Here is a 19,381-nt window from a genome sequence, read left to right as displayed (position 1 = left end):
TTCCAAAAGCAAGCCTATGCAGTAATTTTCTTGAAAGTCCTACCTACAATTGATTAGTCGATATTCGCTGTTATTTTCACCAAACATTAACAATAGTTCCCGTTTTGGAATTGATTCCATCGATATGATGAAGCGTCAATAATATAAAAAGGGGTGATAACCTATGAGCAATATAGATCTATTAGGGCGCCGTAAGTTTATTGCAGGTCTAGGTATTGCTGCTGGTGCAGCGATGGTAGCACCAGCAATGGCAGTGTCTGAAAAGGCAGATGGTGTTAAATGGGACAAAGAAGTTGAAATCGTCATTATTGGTTCTGGTTTTGCGGGGTTAGCTGCCGCAATCGAAGCCACCAAACATGGTGCAAAAGACGTTCATATATTTGAAAAAATGTCCTATTTTGGTGGTAACTCGGCGATTAACGGTGGGCTTTTTGCCGCACCAGGCACGCCGATGCAAAAGAAAGAAGGTGTTGAAGACTCGGTAGACAGAATGGTTAATGACCAATTATTGTCTGGCCGTGGCATTGCCGATGAAGGGTTATTGCGTCATGTCGCATCTCATGCGGTTGAAGCGTTACAAATGACCTTAGATGCGGGTTCTGAATACCATCCTTACCTACAACAACTAGGTGGTCACTCGGTTGCACGTACTTACCAAACCTCAGTAAGTTGTGGTGCTGGTATCACCCAACCATTGTACAAAGAGTGTAAACGTATTGGTGTAAACACCCACAATCGTTCAAAATTTGAAGGATTCCTCGTTGGTAATAAAGGCGAAGTTGTTGGTGTTAAAATGCGTCAAAATTATCACTTTGGCGAAGACCAGCCTGGTAAAGTCCTCAATATTCGCGCCAAACGTGGTGTGATTATGGCTACCGGTGGCTTTGCGCAAAATGTTGATTTACGTATGGCTCAAGATCCTACTTTAACTGCAGACGTTGGTTGTACCAACGCACCAGGTGCAACAGGCGAGGGCATGTTCGAAATGTTCCGTTTAGGGGCTATCCCTGTGCATTTGGCTCACATTCAATCAGGTCCTTGGGCTTCACCTGATGAAGGTGGCTTTGGTTATGTGTCTAACTATTCAATTTTCAATTTACCTCATTCAATTGCTGTTAGCCGTACAACCGGTAAGCGTTTCATGAATGAAATTGCCGATCGTAAAACACGTGCTGATGCTGAATTAAGCAACCGTGATGAAAAAGGTAATCCTGTACCACCACTGTTGATTTCAAGCTTTAAAGACTCTAAAGCACATCCAAATACCAAAAAAGTGATTAAGTACAATGTCGGTTGGAAGTTTGAAAGCCTTGAAGAGTTGGCAACACACTTTGGTGTCCCTCTAGCTGGGTTAAAAGCACAAATCGCTGAATACAATGGCTATGTAAAATCTGGCGAAGATAAGCAGTTTGGCAAAGATATGACGTTGGCTAAAAACAAAATGATCGAAGCGCCATTTACTGTCGTTCGTTTGTGGCCAAAAGTGCATTACTGCCAAGGTGGTGTAAAAGTTAATACCAAAGCCGAAGTAACAGATAGCTTTACTGGTAAGTCTATTACTGGTCTTTATGCCGCGGGTGAAGTGTGTGGTGGTATTCATGGCGTTAGCCGTTTAGGCAGTTGCTCTATCCCAGAATGTATGGTGATGGGCATGACTGCTGCTAGAAGTCTCATGAACGTTTAACCAGACCAGTGAACAAGAGGAATCATTAATGAAAAACTTTAATATTATACTTGGGCTGGTACTACTTGGATTAACCAGCTTATCAGTACAGTCAGCAGAGATCCGTGACTACCATAAAGAGGTTATCGGTAAAGACTGTAAAACTTGTCATGATAATGGCATCAAGCAGTTTCCATCTGATCAGTCCTGTTTGCAGTGTCATGATGTTGATGACTTAGCAAAGAAAACCGCCAGAAGTGAAGAAGACAAGTGGCAGAACCCACACAATAACCTTCACTATGGTAAAGATGTACCTTGCCAAGAGTGTCACAGCGAACATAAAACCAAACAACCATTATGCAGCAATTGTCATACGTTTAAGTTTGATAAGCATAAAGGGTAAACTAATTTAAATTGATATTAGTTTTAAAAGCCGCATATTAATGTATTAATATGCGGCTTTTATATTATATGTGATTGTTTTTTTCATTATTCATTATTCATTATTAATTATTAATTTAGATTTTAACTTATTAGGTTTTAAGTTATTAGAAATTTAAGGTTGAACGCCTACAGTTTTTTAATCACTTTTTAAGTATTAATTGTATTTTTGTTGTTTATATTTGTTGTAAGTATGTTGAATGTAATTTTTTGGAATTAATTCCAAGGGTAATATCCATCCGTCTTAAATAATAAAGAAAGATGGATGATATGAAATATAATACCTTGTTAGTTATGATGTTGTTATCTAGTTCTGCTATGGCGAGTGAAATACCTAGTTTTTTAGATAAGAACGATGTCGATAATGCTGAGTTCACTTGTTTAGGAGCTGAATCTCAGTACGATAAAAATGATCAAAAATATGTCGATATTTTATGGAATGAAACACTGCAATATTTACAATCTTACGCGGTAGCATTAACCAATAGTGAAAATGGTCCATGTTTAAATTCAGACCAAGCAATGTACGATTCTACCGAAGGTGGTAAGAATATGTGCATCATGGATCGCAGAGACATGAAGCTATTAGTTAAAAACATTTATCAAGTTATTAATAATCCAGATAAAGCGAAAAAGTGTTTTGGTGCGCGCCAAGACGTCGATTGGATTTACAGTCCTGGTGGTCAATTAGCTGAAAAATCCCCAGTAGCTAAATGGCTTAAACGTGCAACATTCGATTCCTTTTTTGACACAAAAGTCACTAATAAAGACGTGCGTAAACTCGGCAAAGAGTTTACTAAAAACTTTACTAAAATGGTAACGGGCGATGAAGTGAAAATGCCCTCAGCTTTCCCAACAGATATTAGTGCCAACGCATTACCTAACTTATGGGCTGCAGCAGGTTGGTACCCAATGTATGCCGAAGAAAGTAAACGCAATGATAAAAACTTCAACAATATTCGTGGTGGTTATGCCTATGCCGAAATTTTTGGTCACTGGGGACTATTACGCATAGACGAAATTAACGGAGAAAAGGTTGGTGCAGAAGTCGGTATGACAGTGCAATCAGTCGATACCTTATATCCCTATCATAACCATGCAATATCTGAAATTTATTACAACATGCGCGTGCCTGCGTGTGCGAATGAGTTTAAGAGCTTTGCCGTGCGTGAAGATTCACCGTTAATTAACACCGTTAAAGACGACGACAACGTTAGACAAGTTCAGTTTGATGCAGGTCAACACAATGGGCAGACTATGTGGCTGTCGAGCAGTGCTGATATCGATCCGCTAATGTATTTTCATCAAAATACTATCCATGCCTTTGAAGTCGATGGCAGCTGCGAAGCTAAGCCAGAAGAGCGCGCTATCGTGTCTGTTTGGGCAAGAAGTAATGCCAACGACAAGCGTAATGACTATGGCACCACATTGCTTTGTGAGTCAGCTAAAAACCCCGGTACACCTGCTCATAAAGATGAAGTTATTCAATGTGACTTAACAAAAATCAAATGGTAACGGCCAAGTTATTAATTATCGAATTGGGAAATACAATAAAATGAAATTATTAAAGTTATCTTTATTATCTACTTTAGTATCGCTATGCATGGTGTCTTTTTACTCTACAGCACAAGATGTTGAAGATGAAATTAACGTATCCGGTACCTTAAGAGCTAATTATTCATATAAGCAATATAGTGATAGTTCTAAAGATAAATCAGGTGATTTAACCTTTGAGATGGCATCCGTTAAATTCAACGGTAAATTAGATAACTGGGGGTTATCATCTGAATATCGTTTTTATGATGGATGGGAAGCACTACGTTATGGTTATGCCTTTTATGATTACTCAGAACAATTGCAAATTCAATTTGGTATAAATCAAGTACCATTTGGTAACCCGGGTTTTATTTCAAATAGTTTTTGGTTTGGCGTACCGTATTATTTAGGTTTTGAAGATGATTATGATGCAGGTATTAAAACGGTTTATTCAAATAATGGTTGGGGAACTGAGTTTGCGTTTTATAAAGGCGCTGAATATGGTGCCAGTCGTAATGAACGATATTCAACAGACTTATATTCTGGCCAAGTCAACGGCACTGACTATTACAATGAAGAAACCAACCAATTAAATTTACGCCAAACCTATGCGATGGAGTATGAAGGCGGTAAAACCGTGGTGGGTGCTTCGGTCGAGGTAGGGCAGATTTATAATAGTAATACTGGCAATAATGGTGACCGATATGCCGTCGCGTTACATCTCGACAGCAGTTATAAAGGTTGGGCGCTGCAGTTACAGGTAATGCAATATGAGTACAATGCTGCTGATGCGTTAGACGATAACAAGCTTGCGGTATCGGCTTACGATTGGCAGTACGAAATTGCGTCTAAAGCGCAAGCTTATAGCATAAACATTGCTAAAACGATCACTACCAGCTGGGGCAGTGCAAAAATCTATAATGACTTCGGCGTGGTAACCCCCGATGTTGACAATGAAGACTATGACAACAGCTATCAAAATGTCACAGGTGTTGCCCTGTCTTCAGGACCAACATACACCATGATTGATTTTATTATGGGTAAAAATATGTATGCCTCTACGCGTGATAATGGCCATGTTGGCTTACCTGAAATCGGCGACAGCTGGGATCATCGTATTAATATCAATTTTGGTTACTATTTCTAATCGCTGGTTTTAATCGTTAGATAGTTACGTTTCACTTTTAACTCCTTTTAAATGCCAATCATTGATTGGCATTTTTCTATTTCAACTTGGAGTAACCGCTGGCTTTTATGACACCTGTAACAACAAAATGGTTAATAAAGCTGCTGATAAAACACATCTTATGCCTTTGCGTAGCGTTAATTGATCCACGTCTACATTCGTAAAATCTCAACAGAGTACTATCACGATCTCTAAAGCAGTAATCCCTGCTATTTCATTCAAGACATTTAGGTTTTAAATAGAGTTAACACTATGATGATATTAGAAATAATTATTGTGCTTGGGGCGATTTACCTCGGCGCAAGAATGGGCAGCATAGGGATAGGTTTTGCTGGAGGTGTAGGGGTATTAATTCTTACTGTTGGATTAGGGTTAACGCCAGGTGCTATCCCAATCGATGTGATGCTGATTATTATGTCGGTGATCACTGCCATCGCTACGATGCAAGAAGCGGGTGGCATGGACTATTTGGTGTCTATTGCAGAAAAATTGCTGCGTAAGCACCCGAAACACATTACTTTTTTAGCACCAATAGTGACTTACACTATGACCTTATTTGCCGGAACTGGTCATACAGCATTTTCGACGCTGCCTGTGATTGCCGAGGTGGCTAAAGAGCAAGGTATTCGTCCATCTCGGCCGTTATCTATAGCGGTTGTCGCCTCACAAGTGGCCATTACAGCATCACCCATTTCTGCTGCTGTGGTATTTTTCTCGGGTATTTTAGAGCCGTTTGGGGTGGATTATTTAGTGTTGTTGGCTGTGTGTATTCCATCGACGCTTATTGCTTGTTTAATCGGTGCTGCAGTTGCGTCGATACTTGGTAAGCCGCTAGCACAAGATCCTATTTATCAGCAGCGTTTAGCCAGCGGATTGGTGAAAACTCGTGGTGAAACTCAAGTGACGTTATTACCGGGTGCTAAGCGATCGGTAGGTATATTCTTAATTGCGATAGTGGCGGTAATGTCTTATGCCACCGCCATTTCTGACAAGGTCGGCTTAATTGTTAACCCTGTGCTGTCGCGCGATGTGGCTATTATGTTGTTTATGCTCTCTGCCGCAGCAGCAATAACGTGGTTTTGCCGTTTAGATGCCAGTAAAATTTCTAACGCATCAACATTTAAGTCTGGCATGTCGGCGTGTATTTGTGTGCTGGGTGTAGCCTGGTTGGGTGACACTTTTGTGTCTAATCATATTGACGAAATTAAAAACGTTGCAGGAACCTTACTTCAAAGTCAGCCTTGGCTGTTATCGGTAGCGTTATTTTTTGCCTCAATGTTGTTGTATTCACAAGGGGCAACCACTAAAGCGTTAATGCCTGCTGCATTGGCGATTGGAGTGAGTCCATTAACGGCGATAGCCTCATTTGCAGCGGTGAGCGCGTTATTTGTATTACCTACTTACCCAACGTTGTTGGCTGCCGTAGAGATGGATGACACAGGCTCAACGCGGATTGGCAAGGCGGTTTTTAACCACCCATTTTTGATTCCTGGCGTGGTGACAATTACATCGAGCGTGTTATTGGCCTTTCTGTTTGGCAGCCTAATGCTGTAAGGCATAGTGGAAACGATAGTAGATATGTAGGTATGTAGGTATGTAGATAGTAGAGCAGGCAGAGCTTGTTGATGTGAGAACTGGCTAGTCGAGTTGATAGCCCTTGTGCTCGACATTGGCTTTAATCAAATTAATCAGCTGTAACGTAGCGTAGGTTTGCGTATCTGGGTTGAGATAAAGCGATTCATTAAACATGGGCAGTATAGGTAATCCATGTTCAATCGGGTCTAGCACCTGCATTTGGTCAGTGATTCTAAATTCGGCTATTGGCGCAATCACTAAGTCATTCTCAACTGCCATGCATAAGGCTTGTGGTGATGGGGTCGACAGCAACACATTAATGGGCCGCATCGAGAGTCGATGGTTAGCAAACACTTGCGCTCTAATCGGGCAATTTTCTGGATACAAACCCATCAGGATCGTCTTGCGCTTATGAGCGTTGCCTTCGACCGCCGCAACCCACTTAAAGCGACGAGTAAAGAGTAATTCGCCGTTAGTCGGTAGTTGCCAATGGGTTGCGACAATGACGTCAAATTCCCCTTGGTGTAAGCGTTTGTATAAGTTACCACTTACGTCAGTGTCGATAACAAGCTCTATGTTAGTAAATTCGCGGATAAATTCTAATAAGCAGCTGCTTAAGTAGCACTTTATAAAGTCGGTGGGTACACCAAGGCGGATCACTTCACGGTTTTGGCAATCTTTTAACTCATCAATAGCTTGTGAATTAAGTTGCATCATTTTATAGGCGTAGTTAAGCAGCGTTTCACCAGACTCGGTCAAGGTCACGCCTTTGTTGTCTCTAATCAGCAAGGTTTGGCCGACACTTTCTTCAAGTTTTTTAACTTGTAGGCTAAGTGTTGATTGGGTTCGGCAAATTTTATCGGCTGCTTTAGACAAGTTGCCACATTCAGCAACAGCAATAAAACTTTCTAATAATTCTATTTTTAACATGGGCCATTGAATAAGTTCATAGTGGCATCAGTATTACTCAATAAAGGGTATCCACAAAGCTTGCTATAGTGTAAATGTGAACTGTTAACGCTTTATTAACCCAAATAAGATGAGGCCCGAAATGAGCAGCTGGGAACAACGTGGCAACTATCTGATAGAAGTATCACAACGTTGTTTAAAAGGGCATAAAACCTTTGATTTATGCCGCTCGCATTTAGTTCAAGCTAGCCAGATATCTAAAGGCACCATCTACAATCACTTTACCTCAGAGGCCGACTTAATTATTGCCGTTGCCTGTGCGGACTACCGTAATTGGCTGATGCAAGCTGAACAAGACACGCAGCAGTATAGCGACCCTTATTTACGGTTTATTTTTCATCATTGCCAACGTTTGTATCGTATTTTGTCTGAGCAAGCATTTGTCATTGCCCGAGTGGTTCCTAACGAGGCCGTTTTATCACAAGCGAGTGATTACTATCGTGAGCGCTTTGATCGCGTGCTTGAACAATATAAACAGTGGAATGCACAAACCTTAACGGAAATTGGTGAGGTCAGTGGCTTTAACCGCAGTGAGTTACTGTGTGACTATTTACGCGGTGCGATGATCAATAGTGATGATGCGCAAAAGCACTATAACGATGCAGAAATGTACTATCAACATAGTTTTGCTATGACGCAACTTATGGGGCATTCACAAAAGCGTCCACCTAATATTAAGGTGTTTGTACAGTGGTTGGCTGACAAGGAGGCATAAAAAAGCCGTGTTTAATAACACGGCTTTTTATTAACTATTAGTAACTTAACGCATAGTAACTTAACGCATGGTAACAAACTCTTCTGCGCCAGTAGGATGTATCGCAACAACTGAGTCAAAGTCTGCTTTGGTTGCGCCCATTTTCATTGCCACGCCAAAACCTTGCAGTATTTCATCCATGCCAAAACCGATACCGTGAATACCGACAACCACTTCATTATCACCCGCACAAACCAGTTTCATTTTGCAGGCTTGGCGATGTGCTGTAACAGCTGAGTACATAGAGGTAAACGTTGAGGCGTAAACCTTAATATTGTCTTGGCCATACTTTTCAGCGGCTTCTGGTTCAGTTAAGCCCATGGTGCCGATGGGTGGATGGCTAAATACCACTGTCGGAATTAAGCTGTAATCCATTTTGGCATCAGGTATGTTGCCGAATAAACGTTCTGACAATAAACGACCCGCTTTAATCGCGACGGGAGTTAATTCAACACCGCCCGCCATAATGTCGCCAACACAATAAATACCTTTCGCGGTGGTATTTTGCTGCTCATCAGTAATGACATAGCCTTTAGCATCTAACTGCACATCGGTATTTTCTAAGCCGATATTGCCCGTTGATGGTGAACGACCAATAGCCCAAATTAGGCAGTCAATCGTTAAGCTTTGGTCATTTTCTAATAGTAACGTCAGACTACCATCAGCATTTTTGGTGACCGATTTAGGTACGCTGTGAGTATGAAGCGTTGGGCCATCGGCGGCCATAGCATCAACTAATGCGTCGGTCAAAATTGGGTCAAAGTTACGTAGTGGTGCATGCTTACGTACTAATAAATGCGTTTCGCTGCCTAGTGCATGTAATACACCCGCCACTTCAACAGCTATATAACCGGCACCCACAACTGCGACACGCTTAGGTTGTTCACGTAATGCGAAGAAACCGTCTGAGTCGATACCGTATTGTGCACCAGGAATGTTAGGAATTGTTGGTGCTCCGCCAGTGGCAACCACAATATGGTCGGCAGTGTAGTGCTCGCCATCAACTTCAATGGTGTTGTTATTAATAAAGCGACCATAGCCATTTAATAAGGTGACCTTATTGCTCGAAAATCCACGGCTATAAGCATCATGAATGCGACTAATGTAGGCTTCACGATTGTCGACTAGTGTACTCCAATCGAATTTATTGACGGTAACATCAAAACCATAGTCTTTGGCGTAGAGGTTCAGCGCTTCAGCGACATGAGCGCCATACCACATGACTTTCTTAGGGACACAGCCGACGTTAACGCAAGTGCCGCCAACGTGTTTTGCTTCAATAATTAATACTTTTGCGCCACGCATTGCTGCACGGTTTGCTGAGGCGATGCCGCCACTGCCTGCGCCAAGCGCGATATAGTCAAAATGTTGAGCCATGATGATCTCCACTAGTTTAATGTATCCATTGTAGGGGGGATTGTGTTTGCAATCTAGTCGTTAAACCAATGCATTGTTAACGTTTATGTTGGCATTCACCACGGTCAACGTTATTAGGGCCGCTGGTTGCGCACTTAAGACAGGTCCACTCGCTTTCCCTAATATCAATTTCATCTTGATAATGACTAAATTGACTGTTTTGGGTCTGACGTTGTTTTTTCTGAAGATGTTTTATGCGGTTATTGAGCCAGCGACAACTTGGATCATTGGCGATTGTTTTACTGGCTATAGCCGTGTTGGTTATGGTGGAGTGCTTTGAGATTGATGAGCGCGTGTTGTTTTGTTTGGTTGGTTTTTTGTGGCTTGGTTTAAGGTAAATATCGTCGGCTCGATATTCTAACGCTGAGCGGTGCTCTGTGGGGATAATAATCACATTACCTTGATGATCGGTCGCGTATTGCGACGGGAGTGAGTTGGCATTGTCATTGGTTAATGGGGGGCGTTTATCGGGCTCTTTGATAATCAGTTTGGTGAGCTCGCTGGCAAGTAATGAGGTACTGAGTAGCACCATCAAAACCGCAAATAATACAAATAGCATATTGATAAGTCGAGTTAACATAAGCTTCCTTGCTTGAGTAAAGGTGGCATCCAGTAGCCCCCTTTAGTCTAGTCTTGGATTGCTAAAATGCTAGCAAAGCTTAAAAACTCAGTTTGAAATGCACCCCTGCATAGGTTTGATCTAAGCTGCCCTGAATATCGTCGGCACTGGCTTGTTGCTTAATGTCCCCCTGGGCAATGCTGTGGCTAATGTGCGCAGACAATGCCATTGAATCATTAAGTTTCTGTTCGGCTTCTAGTCCAAATTGGAAATGGTTAGCACCGTTGTGTTCTTCACTGCTGTATTGAAAATCAAACCCCTGAACAATGTAAGGTGTCAAAGTGAAGTGTTGAGTGATTTCCCATGGACTATGTATGCTCAGTTCAATGAAATAGCCGCCAGCTTCGGTTGCATAAGTGTAGTTAACCGCGGGTACAAACCACGTTAATCCATTAACCGTTAACGCGCCGAAAAATTCATTATCAGAACAGCGCTCATCGCCATAAAATTCTAAGCGCTGATAGCCTACTGTGGCATCAATATTATTAGTGAGATGTAAGGTATATTCTAACCCTAGGTTCCATTCCACATAGTTCACCTGGTCTGCTCGACCTACAATGGCATAAACAGCGAGGTCGTTTTGTTCAATATTGGCCACTGCCCATGCAATACCGCCATGATCTAAATTGTCACGACCTTGAGTGACATAATTATTTTCCCAAGCAACATCAACCCCTGCAGTCGGCTGGTATTCTGCCGTGGCGAATGCTGACGAGGTTGTCAGTAAACACATCATAATAGCCATTGTGCGATAAAAGGCGCGGCTACAATGGTTACGGTTTGATAGGCAAAAATCAAAGGTCATGTTTATTGAACTCATAATAGAAAAATGGAACAGTGCTTTTAATAAAGCGAATGGTAGTCCTTTTAACGTGAAAATAAATGATAATCAGTCTCGTTTGGGATCTGCCTGTCAATATTGATTGTGTAAATGAAGTGTAAAGTTAAATTGGGACCTGAGTCACTCTATTTATTGAATAAACCAGCTAGGTAGTAGAGCTGGTTATACATTAAATCAACGATAATATGGTCAAATTTGGCGATAAGAAGGTCAGATTATCGCCTCGAAACCGAGGTTATATTTATTAGGATAAATTGTTTTTTCGCTTGAAAACGGCAACATTTAACCCAATATAGGCTAAATACTCACGCGACATATTTCGAGGAATCTTTATGAGCAATCCATTGCTAAGTAGCGCAGAATTACCAGAATTTTCAAAAATTAAACCTGAACACATTCAGCCTGCAGTTGAGCAAGCCATTGCCAAATGTCGTGAGACTATTGAAGTACTATTAGCAAAAAATAGCCAATACACTTGGGACAATCTCATTGAGCCTCTTGAAGACGTTGACGATGAGTTAAGTAAAATGTGGTCGCCGGTGTCACACATGAACTCGGTGATCAGTAGTGATGAATTACGTGATGCTCACGATGCTTGTTTGCCGTTGTTGTCAGATTACGGCACCTATGTTGGCCAGCATCAAGGTTTGTACGAGGCGTATAAATCGATTCATGAATCGACAGACTTTGCCCTGTTAACTCAAGCGCAAAAAATGGTGATAGAGCAGAGCTTACGTGATTTTGAATTGTCGGGTATCGGTTTGGATGACAGTCAAAAAGCGCGCTATGGCGAAATGGTTAAACGCTTATCTGAACTCACCAGCAACTTTTCTAATCAACTGTTAGATGCCACCGAAGCGTGGACTAAGCTTATTACCGACGAAGCAGATTTAGCGGGTTTACCTGAGTCAGCCATCGCCGCAGCTAAAGCCATGGCCGACGCTAAAGAGCAAAAAGGTTGGTTATTCACCTTAGACTTTCCGTCTTATTTACCCGTAATGACCTATAGCGAAAACCGTGAGTTACGCGAAGAGTGTTACCGTGCATTTGTGACTCGCGCATCTGACCAGGGCCCGAATGCCGGTGAGTTTGATAACACCAATAACATGAATGAAATTGTGGCATTGCGTCATGAGTTAGCCAATTTACTCGGTTTTGCCAGCTACGCAGATAAATCGTTAGCCACCAAAATGGCAGAAAATCCAGCACAAGTATTGGGCTTTTTAAACGAGTTAGGCGAACGGTCTAAAGACCAAGCGTCAACAGAATTAGCCGAACTGCGTGCCTTTGCCAAAGACCATTACAACGTGACCGAAATGGCCTCATGGGATTTGAGTTTTTACGCTGAAAAACTGCAGCAACACAAGTACGAAGTGTCGCAAGAAATATTGCGTCCGTATTTCCCAGAAGACAAAGTCTTGTCAGGCTTGTTCTATACCGTTAATCGCTTATTTGGTTTAACCATTAGCGAACAAAAAGGCGTAGACACTTGGCATAAAGATGTTCGTTTCTTCCATATTCATGACGCCGATAAAGTACATCGTGGCAGCTTCTACCTAGATTTGTATGCTCGTAGCGGTAAACGTGGCGGCGCATGGATGGACGATTGTCGTGGTCGCCGGGTTACCTCTACTGGTTTGCAAAAGCCGGTAGCGTATTTAACCTGTAACTTTAATGGTCCTGTCGATGGCAAACCGGCATTGTTTACCCATGACGAAGTCACCACCATGTTCCATGAGTTTGGCCACGGCATTCATCACATGTTAACCAAAGTGGATGTGGGCGGAGTGTCGGGTATTAATGGTGTACCTTGGGATGCGGTAGAGCTACCAAGTCAGTTTATGGAAAACTGGTGCTGGCAAGAAGAAGCGTTAGCGGAAATTTCTGGCCACTATGAAACGGGCGAACCATTACCAAAAGTATTGTTAGACAAAATGCTAGCGGCGAAAAACTTCCAGTCGGGCATGATGATGGTGCGCCAACTTGAGTTTTCACTGTTCGATTTTAGAATGCACCACGAGTTTGATCCCGCTAAAGGCGTCGATATTCAAGGCATCTTAGACCAAGTTCGCAGCCAAATTGCGGTATTAACCCCGCCAAGCTTTAACCGTTTTCAACACGGTTTTGCGCACATTTTTGCGGGTGGTTATGCCGCAGGTTATTACAGCTATAAATGGGCCGAAGTATTATCGGCAGATGCGTTCTCGCGTTTTGAAGCCGAAGGTATTTTTAATGCTGAAACAGGTAAAAGCTTCCTAAATAACATTCTTGAAATGGGTGGAAGTGAAGAGCCAATGGAGCTGTTTAAACGCTTCATGGGCCGTGAACCCAATACAGATGCTTTATTGCGTCACTGTGGTATTGCTGTGTAAACCAAGCAAAATACATGGTTAAAAAATTAACAGCATAAACGCGAGTTTATGCTTTTTTTTTGCTGTTCAATCGACAATAAATATACCCATTTCGCACTAAATTCATCACAGCCAGTAAACTACAGCATCTACTTTAGGTATTAAATTCAACAAACTAATCTTGCTGTTCACGTTATATATATCGTTACGACAAACTTAAAAGTATCGTTTATCGATAATTTATTGCTGATAAAAGGTTTGTGTGTTAACTTCAGTTTAACATTAACCAGTTTAGAATGATCATGGATAGAATTGTCTCGTTAAGTAAATGGATTAAATTGCTGATTGTATTTTTAGCTTTATTACAAGTCACTAGTTATAGCGGCACTATGGTGTTCGGAGAATTCCAAGCGGGTGAATATGTGTTAACCATCGATTGGTGGGGTTGGTTTAGCAGCTATCTAGCCGTCGACTTTGGTACACCTTGGCAAGCACTCGCTCAAAGCCTTTATGATGCGGGATTTCATCCTGGGATCATTCTGGGCAGTGTTGAAATTCTACCTTACCTGTTTATTTACTCTTTTCTCTACCAACTTTTTGGTCTGTATCAGCAAGGTCATGTGTTTACTCCACGTAACTTCCGCTGCTTGAGCCGTATTGCCTTAGTATTTTTAGTCTGGATTTTACTCAGCCTTTTCTACCCGATGATCATCGCATTTACATTGCACTTTAGTGGTACATCTAGTGCGGTACCTGTTTATTTTAGCCTTGGCAGCCAAGAATTAAAGTATGCACTTTTCGGAATGATTTTTTACTGTGTGGCATGGGTAATGAAGCATGCAACTGAGCTTCAAGAAGAGGCGGAGTTGACAATTTAATGGCCATAATTATTGAGCTGGATGTGATGTTGGCAAGGCGAAAAATGAAGTCCACTGAACTGGCTGAATTGATAGGTATAACCCCTCAAAATTTGTCGGTGCTTAGAAGTGGCCGCGCAAAAGCGATTCGATTTTCGACACTAGACGCTATTTGCCAGCATTTACAATGCTCGCCAGGTGACATTTTAGTCCACAAGGACGATGAATAAATTAAGGACAATAATATGCAAAATTTGCTTAAAAAAATAACCACAGTAGCAATGTTAGGCACCACAATGCTGGTTACTTCAGGGTGTACTATGCGCCTAAGTGAAAGCACCTTTATTGCCAGCGATGAAGTCCCCGCAGCCTTTACCGCTGAGTTTACTCAACAATTACAGCAGGCGATGCCTAATCATTTGATTACCCCAGTCAGCTTAGAGTCAATTGATCACGTTAAGTTAAATGGTTTTTATATCGATAACCCCAATAGCCTTACAACCTTGGTGTTTTATCAAGGCAACGGCATGAAAATCGAACCACATGGCCTGTCGGTACTGACCACATTATCAACGCTCAATACCGACATTTTAGTAATGGACCGTCGTGGATTAGGGGCAAGTGAAGGCCAACCAAGCATTAACAATATTATTGCAGATGCACAGCAACAACTGGATTATTTACATCAGCAATATCAGCCTGAAAAAGTGATATTGCACGGTTACTCACTAGGCAGTTTTATTGCCGCTGATTTAGCAAAAAATAATAAAATAGATGCGCTGGTTTTACACGGTTCAGCAACTAATGCCGACGACTGGGTTGATGAAAAAACACCGTGGTATATGGCACCGTTTATGACTTTGGAAATGTCAGAAGATTTTCGTAAAACAGATAATAAGCAAGTGGTAGCGCAATATTATCAAGGGCCATTATTGGTGATTGCGGCAGAAGATGATGAAGAAGTCCCGCCTGAACTGTCTGAAACACTGTTTGTCGCTAGTCAGTCAGCCAATAAGCAGTTAATTATGGTGCCCAACGTTGGCCATCAAGGCATGTTAGACGATGCCAGTACCATGAGTCAGTATCAAACGTTTATTACTGCATTGTGATTTAGTTTGTCTCCAAATTAATTTCACATGGATGTGAACAGATTCATTAAGCCACAATAGTTGCTATTGACCTAAAGGCGGCTGCCATAACTCGACTTTATTACCTTCAGGATCGATGACCCACGCAAACTTGCCGTATTCAGATTCATCTATTTTATCGAGGACATTACAGCCTTCTGCTTTGAGGGCTGCGATGACAGCGTGAAGGTCTTCAACGCGATAGTTGATCATAAATGGGGCTTGGCTTGGGGAGAATTGGTCGCTTTTCTCTGAACTCACCGCCCAGATAGTGGTTCCACCTACGGGCTTGTTATTTGAGTCGCTCCAAGAAAAAGCCGCGCCGCCCCATTCTTGAACATCAATGCCGAGATGACGCTTGTACCAAGTCTGCAATGCAGGTGCATCTTTTGCTTTAAAAAATATGCCGCCGATACCCGTGACTCGATTCATGTGAACCTCCATATATCATGTTTAAAGCTGAAAACTAGTGATGGATTTAACATTCTTTAGGTCGTTATACCGGATGATTCAACTAAGGCATCTGTAACTCTTTCTAGCTCGTTGATATATCGTTTTTTACTTTCGCTATAATTACGGCATGCTCTGGCTTAATGGGCATAACTTTTACTGGGCTAACATTGCTACCGCCAGTATTTCCCGTTGGCACGCCTTTTATTGCAGTTAATAAAGCCGCCCCAATGATACGAATAATTTGACCGATGGCTTCGTTAATATCACGCTGTTTTATCGCCCAACGCAGCATTAAATAATGCACTTTTACATGCCAATAGGTTGATTCCTGCCCAAGCACGTGAGCATTCTCAAGGTATACAAATGAATCTGCAACATTACCTAAACGGTCGGATCGATCTGCTTCAGATAACTGCTCTTGCACGTATGGGGTGATGTTTTTGGTAAAATTATTCAATGTTATTTGCCCAACTTATTATCCTAAGTCGAATTTCTGTCGCTATTTTGTTGAACTTCAGGGTACAACCAGTTAAAAAATTGAGCAAAAAAATAATAAAGCGCTGTCATTAGGGCGGCATAAATACCGATATCAACAATACCCGGTAAGTCCGATAAACCAGTGAAGCTATCTTCCAAAGAATATTGCAGAAAACCTGCTACTGCACTGGAGCAAATTAGCGTTAAGTAAAGAGATAGTGTGCTAGTCGTATTCCATTTACTCATAATCGTCCTTTATTTCATGTTGACTAATTCTCAAGGGAATCCGTGAGGCAAATCTATTGCGGTTATTTATCCTGCTTTTTTTAGTCTGTAATGTAAAGTGTTGCATGCCCTAAGCATACTAGTTGAGTTCAAATGAGAGTGGGTGCAGCGATGACTCCTGGAGAGTGACAGGGGCAACAGGGCGGTTATGGATGGCGAATATCGAGTCAAAAAAGTATTAACCCGCATGGTTTTATTGTCTACAACCAGCATGATTTCAAGCATAAAAAAAGAGGTGCTTTGCACCTCTTAATCGTGTTATTTCATATTCATTCACAACAGATAAGTGGCTGGTTATGAATGACGTATTAGTAACATATTACGCCAGCTTTAAATCATACTGGTTACGGTACATCACCATGTCTTCGATGGTGAGTACAGGCATGTTGTGCTTAAGGCCAAAGGCGATAATTTCTGGTGTTTTGGCCATGCTGCCATCTTCGTTGGCCAGTTCGCATAATACGCCAGCTGGCATTAAGCCTGCCATTTGCATTAAGTCGACAGTGCCTTCGGTATGACCGCGACGAGACATCACTCCGCCAGCGCGAGCACGTAATGGGAATACGTGTCCAGGATGAGCCAAGTCAGATGCTTTGGCATCGCGGTTTGCGGCAGTTTTAATGGTGGTCACGCGATCTTGAGCGGAAACGCCAGTGGTAACACCGTGCTTTGCTTCAATGGAGATGGTAAACGCAGTTTGATTGGCGCTGTTGTTATTAATAACCATTGGCGGTAATTGTAATTTGTTGGCGTGTTCGTCAGTTAAGCATAAACACACAATGCCGCTGCATTCGCGGATCATTAATGCCATTTGGGCTGTGGTTAAATGCTCGACAGAATAAATAATGTCGCCTTCATTTTCACGATCTTCATCGTCTAGCAATAATACGCCTCGGCCTTCTCTAAGCGCTGCTAATGCGTTTTCTACACGGGTGATTGGTTCGCCAAATTCGGCAAGTAGTGATAACTGATTCATGGTTGTACTCCTAAAATGACCAGAATCAGGGCTTGTAAAGAGGGATATAAATCCAAAACAAATTGCATCAACAAGCCGAGGCTAATTGATGTATCTCTATTCTCTCTCATCCGGACTATAACCGTCGGCTCTGGACTGTTAGACATTACTCATGAGTAAAACCTAAGTCACCAGATCTGCTGACCTCGACGAATCGAGCGCTCGCGGGCTCACTTTTTCAAGTTTACCGCCGGTGGGGAATTGCGCCCCGCCCTGAGAATTATAAACAATGTGTTTGCGCTGATTTGGCTATAATCGACTCAACGACTACGGCGTTATTGTTAGTAAGTTAGGTGAAACTCAGTTAACTCACTGTCAATTTAATCAAAACGCCTCGCTATGTTAATCAGTTAAGCCACAGATGAAAAGGGGGATAAGTCTCAAAAAGAGTAACAAATAAAGTGTAATGCCAATTTTGTGCTACCAAATACAGCTAAAGCCGCTTGCTCGCTGGTATGACCTTTGTTAGCCTGTCGCGCTTACATTAGGAGTAACCGTGCATGAATCTGTATTTTCGTATTATTTTGTTGTTTTTATGGCGAATAGGTCATTGTAAAAGTATTGGTTTTTTAGGCACTAGCCGAATTGATTATCGTGCTTTACCGTTAGATTGCGATATCAATATGCATTTAACTAACTCGCGTTATCCTGCTTTTATGGATTTAGCGCGCACCTATTTGATTGCCGAAATGGGTTTGATGAAACAGTTTCTAAAAAACAAATGGTTACCGATAGTGAATGCGGCAGAGTTTACTTATATCCGCGATATTAAGCCGTTTGAAAAGTTTACCATTGAAACTAAAATCGTTGGTTGGGACGAAAAATACTTTTATATTGAGCATCGTATGGTTACAGCCCGTGGTTTACATTGCATTGCGCATGTTCGTGGTGTGTTTGTATGTCGAGGTAAACAAGTGCCTATTGAAACCTTAATTGCTGCTGCCGGTTACACAGGTGACACACCTGAAATGCCTGCTGAAGTGGTTAAATGGAAACAGTTTTTACAACTTAAAAAAGAACGTAACATATAGCGTTAGTTGTTTTTGGTATCAATGTTAATGTTTAAAGATCAACAAGCCTTTATCTGCCGTATTGGCAGATTATTGCTTGGGTTAAAGGAGCTACGCGGTGGCATTAGAAAAGTTCAGTGATATTTGGGCGCGAGCCTGTGAGCGTAAAGGCGGGCCTGCGGCAGTTAAGTCATTGCTGCCTGGCACTCTCGATGCCGATGAAATCAGCGAATATACTGATGCGCAGTTATTGTCTGTTATGAGTAAACGCGTGTTTCAAAGTGGCTTTGTGTGGCGAGTGGTTGATAACAAATGGCCAGCTTATGAAAAAGCCTTTTTTGACTTTGAACCAATGAAAGTGCTGATGCTGTCACCCGATCAAATTCAACAGCGGGCAACCGACCCAGTGCTTATTCGGCATCAAAAGAAAACCCAGGCGATTGTTGATAACGCTTATATGATCCAGCAGATTAATGCAGAACACGGCAGTTTTGCGGAATTTATTGCTCATTGGCCAAGCGATGACATTACTGGTTTGTGGCAAGTGCTTAAAAAGCGCGGCACCCGTTTAGGTGGCAATACGGGGCCTTATTTTTTACGTGCAATAGGTAAAGATACCTTTTTATTAAGCCAAGATGTGCAGTCATATTTAACTGCTCATAACGTCGTTGATGCTGGCTTTACATCGCAAACCGCTTTACGCCAAACCCAAGCTGCATTCAATCATTGGCAACAAGAATCTGGCATGAGTTTAGCGCATATCAGCCGTATTATTTCATTCGGTGTGGGTGATAACCGAGTGTAGA

At 41.9% G+C, this 19,381-nt stretch carries 20 protein-coding genes and 1 riboswitch; of the genes, 12 read left to right on the top strand and 8 right to left on the bottom strand.

All coding sequences use genetic code 11. The features are described 5' to 3' along the window. Positions 1–163: 163 nt before the first annotated feature. The 5 genes from GUY17_RS20100 (at position 164) to GUY17_RS20080 (ending at position 6,380) form a co-directional block, all read left to right on the top strand. On the top strand, positions 164–1,684 hold the full coding sequence (locus GUY17_RS20100; RefSeq protein WP_162024132.1) for a flavocytochrome c: 1,521 nt from the start codon (positions 164–166) through the stop codon (positions 1,682–1,684). A 28-nt stretch (positions 1,685–1,712) separates the two neighbouring features. Then, positions 1,713–2,066 (top strand): cytochrome c3 family protein, encoded by a 354-nt coding sequence (locus tag GUY17_RS20095; RefSeq protein WP_011639305.1) that lies wholly within the window; start codon positions 1,713–1,715, stop codon positions 2,064–2,066. A 308-nt stretch (positions 2,067–2,374) separates the two neighbouring features. Further along, a complete protein-coding gene (locus tag GUY17_RS20090; RefSeq protein ID WP_162024131.1) occupies positions 2,375–3,619 on the top strand; it encodes a hypothetical protein in 1,245 nt (414 codons plus the stop codon). 40 nt (positions 3,620–3,659) lie between these two features. Next, complete coding sequence (locus GUY17_RS20085; RefSeq protein WP_162024130.1) at positions 3,660–4,787, top strand: hypothetical protein; 1,128 nt, start codon at positions 3,660–3,662, stop codon at positions 4,785–4,787. Positions 4,788–5,078: 291 nt separating this feature from the next. After that, positions 5,079–6,380 (top strand): anaerobic C4-dicarboxylate transporter, encoded by a 1,302-nt coding sequence (locus tag GUY17_RS20080; RefSeq protein ID WP_162024129.1) that lies wholly within the window; start codon positions 5,079–5,081, stop codon positions 6,378–6,380. Between the two features lie 84 nt (positions 6,381–6,464). Here the strand turns inward: GUY17_RS20080 and GUY17_RS20075 are convergent, their stop codons facing one another. After that, positions 6,465–7,331 (bottom strand): LysR family transcriptional regulator, encoded by an 867-nt coding sequence (locus GUY17_RS20075; protein WP_162024128.1) that lies wholly within the window; start codon positions 7,329–7,331, stop codon positions 6,465–6,467. Between the two features lie 121 nt (positions 7,332–7,452). Between GUY17_RS20075 and GUY17_RS20070 the strand changes: the two genes are divergently transcribed. Next, complete coding sequence (locus GUY17_RS20070) at positions 7,453–8,085, top strand: TetR/AcrR family transcriptional regulator (protein WP_162024127.1); 633 nt, start codon at positions 7,453–7,455, stop codon at positions 8,083–8,085. Positions 8,086–8,145: 60 nt separating this feature from the next. On the opposite strand, the gene gorA is transcribed toward GUY17_RS20070, so the two are convergent. The 3 genes from gorA to GUY17_RS20055 all read right to left on the bottom strand — a co-directional run bounded on the left by gorA (position 8,146) and on the right by GUY17_RS20055 (position 10,964). Further along, positions 8,146–9,501 carry a glutathione-disulfide reductase gene (gene gorA / locus GUY17_RS20065; protein WP_162024126.1) on the bottom strand — a complete coding sequence of 452 codons (1,356 nt, stop codon included), beginning with the start codon at positions 9,499–9,501 and terminating at the stop codon, positions 8,146–8,148. A gap of 76 nt (positions 9,502–9,577) precedes the next feature. Then, positions 9,578–10,120, bottom strand: a complete 543-nt coding sequence (locus GUY17_RS20060; protein WP_162024125.1) for a hypothetical protein — start codon at positions 10,118–10,120, stop codon at positions 9,578–9,580. A 79-nt stretch (positions 10,121–10,199) separates the two neighbouring features. Continuing rightward, the gene (locus GUY17_RS20055) at positions 10,200–10,964 is read right to left on the bottom strand and encodes a hypothetical protein (protein WP_254439839.1); all 765 of its coding nucleotides are present in this window, start codon (positions 10,962–10,964) and stop codon (positions 10,200–10,202) included. A 368-nt stretch (positions 10,965–11,332) separates the two neighbouring features. Here GUY17_RS20055 and prlC point away from each other — a divergent pair, with 368 nt between their 5' ends. The 4 genes from prlC (at position 11,333) to GUY17_RS20035 (ending at position 15,317) form a co-directional block, all read left to right on the top strand. Continuing rightward, on the top strand, positions 11,333–13,372 hold the full coding sequence (gene prlC, locus GUY17_RS20050) for an oligopeptidase A (RefSeq protein ID WP_162024123.1): 2,040 nt from the start codon (positions 11,333–11,335) through the stop codon (positions 13,370–13,372). A gap of 281 nt (positions 13,373–13,653) precedes the next feature. Further along, complete coding sequence (locus GUY17_RS20045; protein WP_242445215.1) at positions 13,654–14,229, top strand: DUF2975 domain-containing protein; 576 nt, start codon at positions 13,654–13,656, stop codon at positions 14,227–14,229. Beyond that, the gene (locus GUY17_RS20040) at positions 14,229–14,438 is read left to right on the top strand and encodes a helix-turn-helix transcriptional regulator (RefSeq protein WP_011639279.1); all 210 of its coding nucleotides are present in this window, start codon (positions 14,229–14,231) and stop codon (positions 14,436–14,438) included. Before GUY17_RS20045 ends, GUY17_RS20040 begins: the two co-directional genes overlap by 1 nt. 15 nt (positions 14,439–14,453) lie before the next feature. After that, positions 14,454–15,317, top strand: a complete 864-nt coding sequence (locus GUY17_RS20035; RefSeq protein WP_162024122.1) for an alpha/beta hydrolase — start codon at positions 14,454–14,456, stop codon at positions 15,315–15,317. Positions 15,318–15,380: 63 nt separating this feature from the next. Here GUY17_RS20035 and GUY17_RS20030 read toward each other — a convergent pair whose 3' ends face one another. The 4 genes from GUY17_RS20030 to ribB form a co-directional block, all read right to left on the bottom strand. Further along, on the bottom strand, positions 15,381–15,767 hold the full coding sequence (locus tag GUY17_RS20030; protein WP_162024121.1) for a VOC family protein: 387 nt from the start codon (positions 15,765–15,767) through the stop codon (positions 15,381–15,383). A gap of 103 nt (positions 15,768–15,870) precedes the next feature. Beyond that, entirely contained in the window at positions 15,871–16,245 is a 375-nt protein-coding gene (locus GUY17_RS20025; protein WP_162024120.1) for a DUF3703 domain-containing protein, read from the bottom strand. Between the two features lie 23 nt (positions 16,246–16,268). After that, positions 16,269–16,511, bottom strand: coding sequence for a hypothetical protein (locus GUY17_RS20020; protein ID WP_162024119.1), 243 nt, complete (start codon positions 16,509–16,511; stop codon positions 16,269–16,271). Between the two features lie 358 nt (positions 16,512–16,869). After that, on the bottom strand, positions 16,870–17,526 hold the full coding sequence (gene ribB / locus GUY17_RS20015) for a 3,4-dihydroxy-2-butanone-4-phosphate synthase (protein WP_011639277.1): 657 nt from the start codon (positions 17,524–17,526) through the stop codon (positions 16,870–16,872). A 94-nt stretch (positions 17,527–17,620) separates the two neighbouring features. Beyond that, a riboswitch (FMN riboswitch) is annotated at positions 17,621–17,790 on the bottom strand. Between the two features lie 275 nt (positions 17,791–18,065). Here ribB and GUY17_RS20010 point away from each other — a divergent pair. Then, positions 18,066–18,596, top strand: coding sequence for a thioesterase family protein (locus GUY17_RS20010; RefSeq protein ID WP_101088556.1), 531 nt, complete (start codon positions 18,066–18,068; stop codon positions 18,594–18,596). Positions 18,597–18,693: 97 nt separating this feature from the next. Next, positions 18,694–19,380, top strand: coding sequence for a DNA-3-methyladenine glycosylase I (locus GUY17_RS20005; RefSeq protein WP_162024118.1), 687 nt, complete (start codon positions 18,694–18,696; stop codon positions 19,378–19,380). The last annotated feature ends 1 nt before the right edge of the window (position 19,381 follow it).

This window comes from Shewanella sp. Arc9-LZ (assembly GCF_010092445.1).
Classification (GTDB): domain Bacteria; phylum Pseudomonadota; class Gammaproteobacteria; order Enterobacterales; family Shewanellaceae; genus Shewanella.
Note: the sequence above shows the minus strand (reverse complement) of the source record. Positions and strands in the feature narration are given on the sequence as shown.

Coding starts and splice junctions, on each gene's coding strand:
- GUY17_RS20055 (WP_254439839.1), bottom strand. CDS start 10,964: ATGACCTTTGATTTTTGCCTATCAAACCGTAACCATTGTAGCCGCGCC.
- GUY17_RS20075 (WP_162024128.1), bottom strand. CDS start 7,331: ATGTTAAAAATAGAATTATTAGAAAGTTTTATTGCTGTTGCTGAATGT.
- GUY17_RS20080 (WP_162024129.1), top strand. CDS start 5,079: ATGATGATATTAGAAATAATTATTGTGCTTGGGGCGATTTACCTCGGC.
- GUY17_RS20085 (WP_162024130.1), top strand. CDS start 3,660: ATGAAATTATTAAAGTTATCTTTATTATCTACTTTAGTATCGCTATGC.
- GUY17_RS20095 (WP_011639305.1), top strand. CDS start 1,713: ATGAAAAACTTTAATATTATACTTGGGCTGGTACTACTTGGATTAACC.
- GUY17_RS20040 (WP_011639279.1), top strand. CDS start 14,229: ATGGCCATAATTATTGAGCTGGATGTGATGTTGGCAAGGCGAAAAATG.
- prlC (WP_162024123.1), top strand. CDS start 11,333: ATGAGCAATCCATTGCTAAGTAGCGCAGAATTACCAGAATTTTCAAAA.
- GUY17_RS20090 (WP_162024131.1), top strand. CDS start 2,375: ATGAAATATAATACCTTGTTAGTTATGATGTTGTTATCTAGTTCTGCT.
- GUY17_RS20060 (WP_162024125.1), bottom strand. CDS start 10,120: ATGTTAACTCGACTTATCAATATGCTATTTGTATTATTTGCGGTTTTG.
- GUY17_RS20030 (WP_162024121.1), bottom strand. CDS start 15,767: ATGAATCGAGTCACGGGTATCGGCGGCATATTTTTTAAAGCAAAAGAT.
- GUY17_RS20010 (WP_101088556.1), top strand. CDS start 18,066: ATGAATCTGTATTTTCGTATTATTTTGTTGTTTTTATGGCGAATAGGT.
- GUY17_RS20100 (WP_162024132.1), top strand. CDS start 164: ATGAGCAATATAGATCTATTAGGGCGCCGTAAGTTTATTGCAGGTCTA.
- gorA (WP_162024126.1), bottom strand. CDS start 9,501: ATGGCTCAACATTTTGACTATATCGCGCTTGGCGCAGGCAGTGGCGGC.
- ribB (WP_011639277.1), bottom strand. CDS start 17,526: ATGAATCAGTTATCACTACTTGCCGAATTTGGCGAACCAATCACCCGT.
- GUY17_RS20020 (WP_162024119.1), bottom strand. CDS start 16,511: ATGAGTAAATGGAATACGACTAGCACACTATCTCTTTACTTAACGCTA.
- GUY17_RS20070 (WP_162024127.1), top strand. CDS start 7,453: ATGAGCAGCTGGGAACAACGTGGCAACTATCTGATAGAAGTATCACAA.
- GUY17_RS20045 (WP_242445215.1), top strand. CDS start 13,654: ATGGATAGAATTGTCTCGTTAAGTAAATGGATTAAATTGCTGATTGTA.
- GUY17_RS20035 (WP_162024122.1), top strand. CDS start 14,454: ATGCAAAATTTGCTTAAAAAAATAACCACAGTAGCAATGTTAGGCACC.